The 8,536-nt window shown below is 34.9% G+C and carries 9 protein-coding genes; 7 read left to right on the top strand and 2 right to left on the bottom strand.

Annotated elements, in window-relative coordinates; genetic code table 11:
• A partial coding sequence (locus tag BUB85_RS20070) for a hypothetical protein (protein WP_200803602.1) occupies positions 1 to 189 on the bottom strand: 189 nt, incomplete at its 3' end.
• Positions 190 to 1,179: 990 nt separating this feature from the next.
• On the opposite strand from BUB85_RS20070, the gene BUB85_RS22715 reads away from it, so the two are divergent.
• The 3 genes from BUB85_RS22715 (at position 1,180) to BUB85_RS20045 (ending at position 3,289) form a co-directional block, all read left to right on the top strand.
• Positions 1,180 to 1,482: a type II toxin-antitoxin system RelE/ParE family toxin gene (locus BUB85_RS22715; protein WP_084534162.1), complete on the top strand. Its 303-nt coding sequence runs from the start codon at positions 1,180 to 1,182 to the stop codon at positions 1,480 to 1,482.
• Positions 1,483 to 1,793: 311 nt separating this feature from the next.
• Positions 1,794 to 2,009, top strand: coding sequence for a helix-turn-helix domain-containing protein (locus BUB85_RS20050; protein ID WP_073113267.1), 216 nt, complete (start codon positions 1,794 to 1,796; stop codon positions 2,007 to 2,009).
• Positions 2,006 to 3,289 carry a HipA domain-containing protein gene (locus BUB85_RS20045; RefSeq protein WP_242945509.1) on the top strand — a complete coding sequence of 428 codons (1,284 nt, stop codon included), beginning with the start codon at positions 2,006 to 2,008 and terminating at the stop codon, positions 3,287 to 3,289. Before BUB85_RS20050 ends, BUB85_RS20045 begins: the two co-directional genes overlap by 4 nt.
• A 242-nt stretch (positions 3,290 to 3,531) precedes the next feature.
• Here BUB85_RS20045 and BUB85_RS20040 read toward each other — a convergent pair whose 3' ends face one another.
• Positions 3,532 to 3,846, bottom strand: coding sequence for a helix-turn-helix domain-containing protein (locus BUB85_RS20040; RefSeq protein ID WP_073113265.1), 315 nt, complete (start codon positions 3,844 to 3,846; stop codon positions 3,532 to 3,534).
• Positions 3,847 to 3,990: 144 nt separating this feature from the next.
• On the opposite strand from BUB85_RS20040, the gene BUB85_RS20035 reads away from it, so the two are divergent.
• The 4 genes from BUB85_RS20035 to BUB85_RS22260 all read left to right on the top strand — a co-directional run bounded on the left by BUB85_RS20035 (position 3,991) and on the right by BUB85_RS22260 (position 7,048).
• Entirely contained in the window at positions 3,991 to 5,400 is a 1,410-nt protein-coding gene (locus BUB85_RS20035; RefSeq protein WP_073113264.1) for a hypothetical protein, read from the top strand.
• A 257-nt stretch (positions 5,401 to 5,657) separates the two neighbouring features.
• Positions 5,658 to 6,290 carry a tetratricopeptide repeat protein gene (locus BUB85_RS20030; protein ID WP_073113263.1) on the top strand — a complete coding sequence of 211 codons (633 nt, stop codon included), beginning with the start codon at positions 5,658 to 5,660 and terminating at the stop codon, positions 6,288 to 6,290.
• A 71-nt stretch (positions 6,291 to 6,361) separates the two neighbouring features.
• Positions 6,362 to 6,862, top strand: a complete 501-nt coding sequence (locus BUB85_RS20025; RefSeq protein ID WP_073113262.1) for a tetratricopeptide repeat protein — start codon at positions 6,362 to 6,364, stop codon at positions 6,860 to 6,862.
• 57 nt (positions 6,863 to 6,919) lie between these two features.
• Positions 6,920 to 7,048 (top strand): hypothetical protein, encoded by a 129-nt coding sequence (locus BUB85_RS22260; RefSeq protein WP_278319619.1) that lies wholly within the window; start codon positions 6,920 to 6,922, stop codon positions 7,046 to 7,048.
• The last annotated feature ends 1,488 nt before the right edge of the window (positions 7,049 to 8,536 follow it).

Here is an 8,536-nt window from a genome sequence, read left to right as displayed (position 1 = left end):
GCAGATATTTTTGAGAATCGCCATATACCCAAGATCAGTCTGCGAATACGTGATGTAACTTGAATCTCTTGGATCGTTCATTTCCGAGATCCATTGTTGTAAATAATGAAAGAAATGATTTGCAACCATCATAAAATCAACTATTCCACGGTCCTGTTTCTTTCGTTCACGTTTTTCTTTCTTTGTCATTCGTAAAAACCTCCTGTGCGAAAAATTTGTTACTTATATTTTACCGCACAAGAGGTACTCCTGCTTAGATTCTGGTTATTTTATTGCGAAAAGTTTTTATTCCTCAACGCTGCCAAGCTAAATACGTATGTATCGTTACAGTTCAGCATTCAATGTCATTTAGTTAATTATGATTAGCATGGAACTAATTCAAAAAATCACGGTAATAGTCGCAAAAGTTATTGAATTGGACTCTGAAATAAAGTGTATGGAAAATAATTTTTTCAACGACAAATAAACAGATTTTCATCTGCTTTAAAAAATGCTATAATATCAAGTGTTATGAACTTTCCTAAGCGGCTCTGTATATGAAATACCGAGGCTTTCGGAAATGAGCCGTTTTTAGCCTTGGGTATTGGCGTTCGTCCCTTATTGGAATAAAGTTCGGACTGAAGGATTTTCATAACATCTATGGAATCTTCCTTTGTGGTCAGACGAATGAAAATTGCTTAGTCCAATCGTATATTTCAGTTTTCTAAAAGAGGGTTCTATTGACTATCTGGCAAAGTATAAAAGCTTTAGTTTCTGTATATCGAATTCTTCACGTGGAAGATTTGTAACAAGGCATTCATAGGTATCATCAGAAAGTTTAAACCGAACAACCCGGAAAGAGATATCGTATGTACCAGCGGATCCGTATTCGAGATAATCAAACGATGCAGCCTGATCTACAAAGCGTTTATAGCAATCAGCATTAACCTGAATTTTTCTCGAGAGACTTCTGACAAGTGTAACATTCACATCAACATCGAAGGTGTCAGAATCCGGACAATCAAATTTTCCAACCAGACCTTTGGAGTGAATATCTTTGGTGCGGAAAAGAAAATATTTGGTCAGAGGTAATAACATGAGACATGTTGTTATAAGAGCAATAACTATGGTCACCTATATAAACATTTTTTGTATCATGTAGAACAGGATGTCTGTCAGCAATGGTGCAGAAAGTTTTGAATTCATCTTTTCCATGAACTTCTCCAGATTAAAAAGGACTTAGGAATTAAGATTACTTCGAACATCACAAAAAAGATTAGACGTCTTAGAGAGAATCCAAGAAAATGTCCGAGCATTGAAGCGATATTAGATATTTCGAGTCCCTATCATTTTCTACATGTGGAACACCATTGTATATTTTATCGTATTGATGACGATAAAATATATATTTCTGATATTTATAATGAAAGAGAAGATTTTATGTGGAAAATGTTCGGAATAAGATTGCGCTCAGAAGAGAGAGTTGAATTTTGGGGCGAATGATTACTATTTTTTGTTTTCTGATATTAGCATGAAGTGGTCACAAATCAATATGAGGTGGTTGCACCGCTTTTATAACTACGATATTATGTGTTTTTCTTTTTTTTAGCTTCACCAGTCTGAATGAAGTGAAGCGATTGCATGAGGATAAAGCATTCCCGAGCGCTGAGGCAGAGAAATCTGTCTCTTTTTTGAATACATCAACAAACACGCTAGTCTTAATTCTCGAGATGAATAATTAGATTGACTAAGCCGTACGACTGATTTATACTTAAATCATACAAAACTAAGCCGAACGAACAAATGGAGGAACTATGAAGATCGTAGATGCAAAAACATTAGGGCAGGCAATTAGAAATCGAAGAAAAGAACTGAACTATACGCAGGCTTTTTTATCACATTTTAGTGGTCTGAGTGTGAGTTTTATTTCAGATTTGGAGAATGGTAAGGTTTCCTGTGAAATTGGAAAAACAATTTTTTTACTAAATATATTAGGTTTGGATTGCATCGTAACGAATCGGGGTGAATGATGAAGAAATTAATCATAATGTTAGAAATAAAGGGAAAACAGACGGTTGTTGGAAACATTTCCTATCATGATCTGCAGGATGCCTGTTTCACTTATGCAGAGGAATATCTAAATACTGCTAATGCAGTGCCTATATCAGTGAGTTTACCGTTACAAGAGGAATCTTATTCTGTGGCTCGAACCAAAAACTTTTTTGAGGGGCTACTTCCGGAAGGGTTTACCAGAAGAACAGTGGCACAATGGATTCATGTGAGCGAGGATGATTATCTTTCTATTTTAGCTGGATTAGGAAATGAATGCCTGGGTGCAATCAAAGTAATTGAAGAAAATCAGGCAGTAGTACCTGCAAGATATGAAAAACTGAAATCGCAGCAAATAGGACAACTGGCTGCGGAAGGTGCGACGAAGTCGGCCGAATTGGTAACAAAGTCTCACCTGTCGTTAACCGGTGCATCTGGTAAAGTGGGATTATACTATGATGATACATCAAATCAATGGTTTCTTCCCTACGGGGAAGCTCCTAGTACACATATTGTAAAACAGAGTCATGTGAGAATGGATGGTATTGTTACAAACGAGCAATTATGTCTTTTGACAGCACAGCGGTTGGGAATCACTATTCCGGAAAGTTTTATCATTAATACCGGGAATGCAAAAGAAGAGGAAGTTTTGTTTGCAACCAAAAGATACGATCGGTTACAAAAAGATTGCTCGAGTGTTGTAGATGGTTTAAGAGTCCCATATCGCCTACATCAGGAAGATTTTGCGCAGGCTTTGGGAAAAGCATCATCAGAAAAATATGAGAAAGAAGATAATGGATATCTGCAGGCGATGTTTCGCCTTATTTTAAATCACGCTGCAAACCCTATTAAAGAACAGTTGAGTCTGTGGAATATGATTGTGTTTGATTTTCTTGTTGGAAATACAGATAACCATATCAAGAACTTCTCTCTTTTGTACAGCGAGAATCTAAAAGGAATTTCGCTGGCACCCGCGTATGATATTATCAGTACAACGGTATATGAAGCTTCTACAAGGAATATGGGAATGATGATAGGTGGGCAGCTTTGTATTGATAAGATTACAAGAGAATCATTTAGAAAAGAAGCACAAAAAGTTGGTATAAATGATAAATTGGCGATACACGGTTTTGAGCAAATGGCTTCTAAGTTTGAAAAATCATTGCGGGAAACGAGTAGACAGCTTAATGAACAGGGCTTTTTAAACGCTGATATACTTTGCGAAAAAATACTGCAAAGTGGAGGATTTGCGAATTTGTAGTTGATAGAAGTTATCCGATTGTGTTCAGGGGAGTTGAGGGTTGAATAATATTTATACGCCACTTAGGTGGTCGCACCAGTGGCTGCAAATCAATATCAGTTGGTTGAACTGAACGTAAGACACTATATCTTTTGAAAAATCTGCAATATTTCCGATGGGAAAAGCTCTAATATTTTTTTAATATAAAGTTATCAATCAAAAACAGCTCAAAATTGTAAATGGGAGTTTGAAATGAGTACAATTTATAGAACCTTATCTTGTGTATTTAATTGTTGGTTCAATGATTCAAAATCCTTTACTAATTGCTGAATATGACTAATTTGTTGCGCTGTAAGATTTGTGACTTCTATTACATGACGAGTGTTATCTAATTCAAGAAGGAAGTCTGTAGAGCAACCAAAATAACATGCTATTTTAACCAATAAATCGACAGATGGCTGAATATTGTTGTTTTCCCAATTACTAACAGATTGTTTTGAGACGCCAAGATATTTAGCTAATTCTATCTGGCTTAGATTTCTAATTAAACGTAAAGTTTTTATTTGTTCACCCAACATATAGATCCCTCCAACATATGCTAATTGTATCTTAGTAAAGTATATTTACAAAATACTTTAGTATTGTTATAATGGACTGAAATCGACTATAAAATTAATAAATTAGAAAGCAGTTTATTATTTGGGGAAGGAGTTAAGAAAGAAATGTCAGCATTTAGTGATAAGTGTAAGAAAATGATAAAGGAAAATGGGACTACAGTATATCGTTTGTCGATAGAAACAGGTCTAGAAAGGACAGCTCTACAGAGAATGGTAAATGGACAGAGAATACCAAATGTAGATTTTGTGAATCAATTTATAAGCGCTTTACGTATTCCACGCAAAGACAAAAGTGAGTTATTAGAATTATATCAATGTGAGTCCACGGGAGAAACGACATACTATAATCGTCGTTACATCAGACGGATCATCAATAACATGATTATAGAGGCATACAATAACGATATCCCAGATAGTAATAGGTTAAGCGATAATGCGGATCAACTTTTGTCATCAAAGTTAGAGGTGGTGCTTAATGATGTGCTGGAGGAGGGGATAAAAAATAATAACGATGACAGCATTAAAACTAATTATCCAATTACCAATGCTTCGTTTATCAGATCGGTATTACGTCTTTCGAAAAAATACACGAATACAGTGAAGATTCAACATATGTTTAGCATGAAAATAAAGCCTGAAGAGGTTATGCATAATCTAAAAACATTAAATTATATGCTTCCTTTAGTAAATTCTCAATATTTGGAATATGAAGGTTATTTTCAATATTCAAGGATGGAGGATAATGGATATTCATTGATGCTATACCCTTTTTATATTATGACAAATAATTGTGTGTTACTGTTTAACAACACATTGTCCGAATATATTCTCGTAAAAGTGCCAGAGCTAGTATCACATTATCATACGGAATTTGAAAAAATACTTAGTAATTCAATTCCTCTAATTGAAATTGCAGAAAGCAATTCTGATGCATTAATAAAATATGGACTATTTGAATATAAAAAACAAACTACAAAAGTGATCATTGAATCACAACCCTGCTTTAGTGATATGATGTCTGAAGAATCATTTCTTTCAATTTTAAAAGAACGCGCCTCACTATTATATGATTTGGGGAAAAACATCGTAAATAGTGGTGTATTCAAATATTCCGAAGGAGTGTGTCTGTTCAGCAAAGAAGGAATAATAAGGTTTTGTGAGACGGGTAAATTTGAAGGGCAAATAGGGGCATTTTTACCACCGTTAGAAATATCCGAAAGAAAGCAGGCGCTACAATACTTGTTGAATGAGTATTCGACTAAGAAGAAAAAATTGCTGTTAATGGAAGATGAATGGTTATCTCCACGAGAGGTTTATTTTGAAGTGACTGGAAATTCTCGAGTAGACATTGTTAATATGACAGACTTACAAAATATTAAATTTTTTAAGGTCGTTGATTCAAATATTGGAACCGCATTTACAGATTTTGCATCGGCACTGGCTGAATCAGAATATGTATGTACAGAAGAAGAGACAGAGGCGTTCTTGAATTCCATCTTAATGAAACTACCATAATAAAATAGTGTAAAGAATAAATTCTAAAGGGTGTGTGCAAAAGTACACATCCTTTTTTGCACATAAAAGCGCACATATTGCATATATAGGATGGTATGGGTGATAATTATACATAAATTAGTCAGAAAAACGAAAAATTATAAATTTTGTTCACAAATAATATGCGTGGAATTCGGGAAAATGGAAAAAGTCTCGATTAATAAAAGTATAGAGAATAGCTTTCTAGGTTACAGATTAGTTAAAGGAGGAGAACAAAAATGGATGAAGGATTGAAAAATTTAGTGACAAAAGCTGAACAAGGTGAGGTAGATGCAATGGTCATAGTTGGAGATTGCTATAACCGAGGACTACATACGGAGAAGAATGACCAAGAGGCACATAAATATTATAAGATGGCTGCTGATCAAGGGCATGTACAAGCTAGTTTAATGGTTGCAATTGATCTTTTAAATGGAGTAGGCACAGTTCAAGACAAAAAACTGGGAACAAAATATTTACAAATAGCAGCTGATGGAGGCGTAGCATTTGCACAATATTTGTTGGCATCTATGTATAAATTGGGAGAGATAGGTTTCTTTGGTAGGGAACAAAAAGCAATGAAATATTTCGAAATGGCAGCGAAACAAGGAGATGCAAAATCACAGATTGAATTAGCAGATCTAATTATGTTAGCAAAAAAATCCAACTATACAATGGATGATATGGTTTTCTGGCTGGCATGTGCATATTTGCATGGCTTAAATAAACAGGCTGAAGAAGAGAGCAGAGCAGCTTTGCAAAGGCTGAATCATCTTATTAGCAGAGGAATGCCAGGAGGGAAGGCTCTCGTAGAAAAAACTTTTGAAGATGTCAAAAAAAATTATCAGGGTTATCTTAAGAATCCATCATAATTGAGTCTAATAGTGTAGCGATTTAGAATGTGCAAGGTACGATAAAAATAAGGAAGGCAGGCTTGCTACATATGTGCAATTTACAACAAAAAGAGTTAATTCAAGACTGGAAGAAAAAAGCGAAAGAGGGATCCGCAAATGCCTTGTTCAATTTAGGCTTTGCGTACTATCGCGGAATCCATGTCGAGCAGAATTATAATGAGGCTTATAAATATTTTGAAGCGGCCGCTGAGAAAAATCATTCAGGTGCGCAGTATCATATGGCATTGTATTATGATTTGGGGATATTAGGTGAACAAGATTTTGCAAAAGCAGTAGAGTGGTATAAGAAAGCAGCTTCTGCAAATCAGGTAAACGCCCAATGTAATCTTGGGATTTGCTACTTGGATGGAGAGGGGACAGAAAAGAGTCTGCAGAATGCAATATATTGGTTAGAAAAATCAGCAGAGCAGGGAAATGTCCAGGCGATTCAGTTACTGTTGGAGTGTTATGAAGGCAACAATGGGTGTAAAGAAGATTCTCAACAGGTGAATAAATGGAAAGCAATACTCAAAAAAGAAACAGAAGAGTAAAATTGATTATTACACGTTTGTGATAATAATAATTAAAAAACACAGGAGGAAAAGGAAATGGCAAAATGTTGTAGAGATTGTAGGTTTAGTGATTATGATGGGACAGCAAATTGGAAATGGTATTGCAATCGAAAGAGAACACATGTAAGAGCGGATGACTATTGCGGATATTTCGAACCGGAGTAGGAACACTGAAGCGTTCAGTTTAAATGATCAGTGAGGAGCTGGAAGTAGAATGAAATAAGGTAAGCGCTTTGGGGATTAAACGACTAAAGAGCTTGCCTTAACGTTAAAAATAGAAATTAATGAACAAACATCGAATGTGCTTTATGCTATAGGCGGATTGAAAGAATAGTGGGAAAAGTTAATTATATTATTAGATCGTTAGAAAAAAAGGTGTTTAATGATATGTGTGGTATGAGGTACATAACAATATAATTTGCAATTATTGCAAAAAAGAATGGAATATTGGTAATAACTGTAAAAACTTTATTTGTTCGCATTACAGTAATAAGAAAAAATTACATGAAATATTGTGGATATAGAATAGGCATATAGGTTTTGAAGAAAAAAATGACTTAGAAGTAGTAGATAATCGTCAGATCATCATGGAGCTTTTGGGGGGATTTATTTGCGGGGGCTAAAGTCTCTACCAAGACAAATGTCATCCTAAGATTTTTATGAATATTCTTGCTCAATGAACCGCTATTCCGGGAAAATGGAAATCGGCATTCTGAAGTGCGGAAACCGACTTATTTTCGCTTGATTACCAATTTGCAGATTTATGATCCAGTGTCAAGCCCTTGCCGCTTCAGTGGGGCATAGCAGACTTGATGATGGAGCATTAATTTGCCATACTCATCCAAGCAGAACAAAGTCATTAATTTTGTGGTTTCCTATAACCGGACAGATGGTGAAACGGAGTCCGGAATACTCATTTTAAGCGTGCTGCAAAGATTATAACCTCGAAAGTAGCGCATGACAGAGATGCCATTCAACGAACTATGCACAGTGAAGAATTTTAAAATTATGCGCGGCTACAAAACGGTGTTGAAACAGTTCCGTCTATCATTCGGAATAATTATCAGCTGGAAAATATGCCACGAGGAAAACAGCTAGGGAGATTTTTTCGAATGCAAAATTATGGCTTTGAAGTTCAAAAAACTCTTCAATTATCCAAAGAGCTTATCTAGTAATAATCTAAAAGATGCAAGGATAGGAGTCTTAAATCCATAAGAAATAAGTCAATAATCACTACAAAATATGAATTTTCAAGGTACTATAGAAATGAGAGTGGCGAAACATTATATAATATTTTTATAGATTGAGAAATAAAAGAATATTTGTAACTGTTCAGAACCCCCTTGGGGAACTAATTAATTTTTGTACAAAACAGAGAATTTTTAAAACCTGTTTTGCGATATTATTTCGGTAATTGGTGGATAACCAATTGTTTGTGATTGAATAATTTAATTCATTGTGGATTACTCTTTCAATCTTTCAAATAACTCTGATTCAAAGCCAAATTCTATGGCTTTTGAATATATTTAACAACAACTGAACATTGAAAAACATTACTTATCCACAGTCATTTTCACCATAGGTGAATCTATGTGAATTCGCTTTTTTCCTGAGTTTTTAGTACAATGGAGACATAAAACACAAGGAAGAAGG

Origin of the sequence: Hespellia stercorisuis DSM 15480 (assembly GCF_900142165.1) — a bacterium.
Taxonomy (GTDB): domain Bacteria; phylum Bacillota; class Clostridia; order Lachnospirales; family Lachnospiraceae; genus Hespellia; species Hespellia stercorisuis.
Note: the sequence above shows the minus strand (reverse complement) of the source record. Positions and strands in the feature narration are given on the sequence as shown.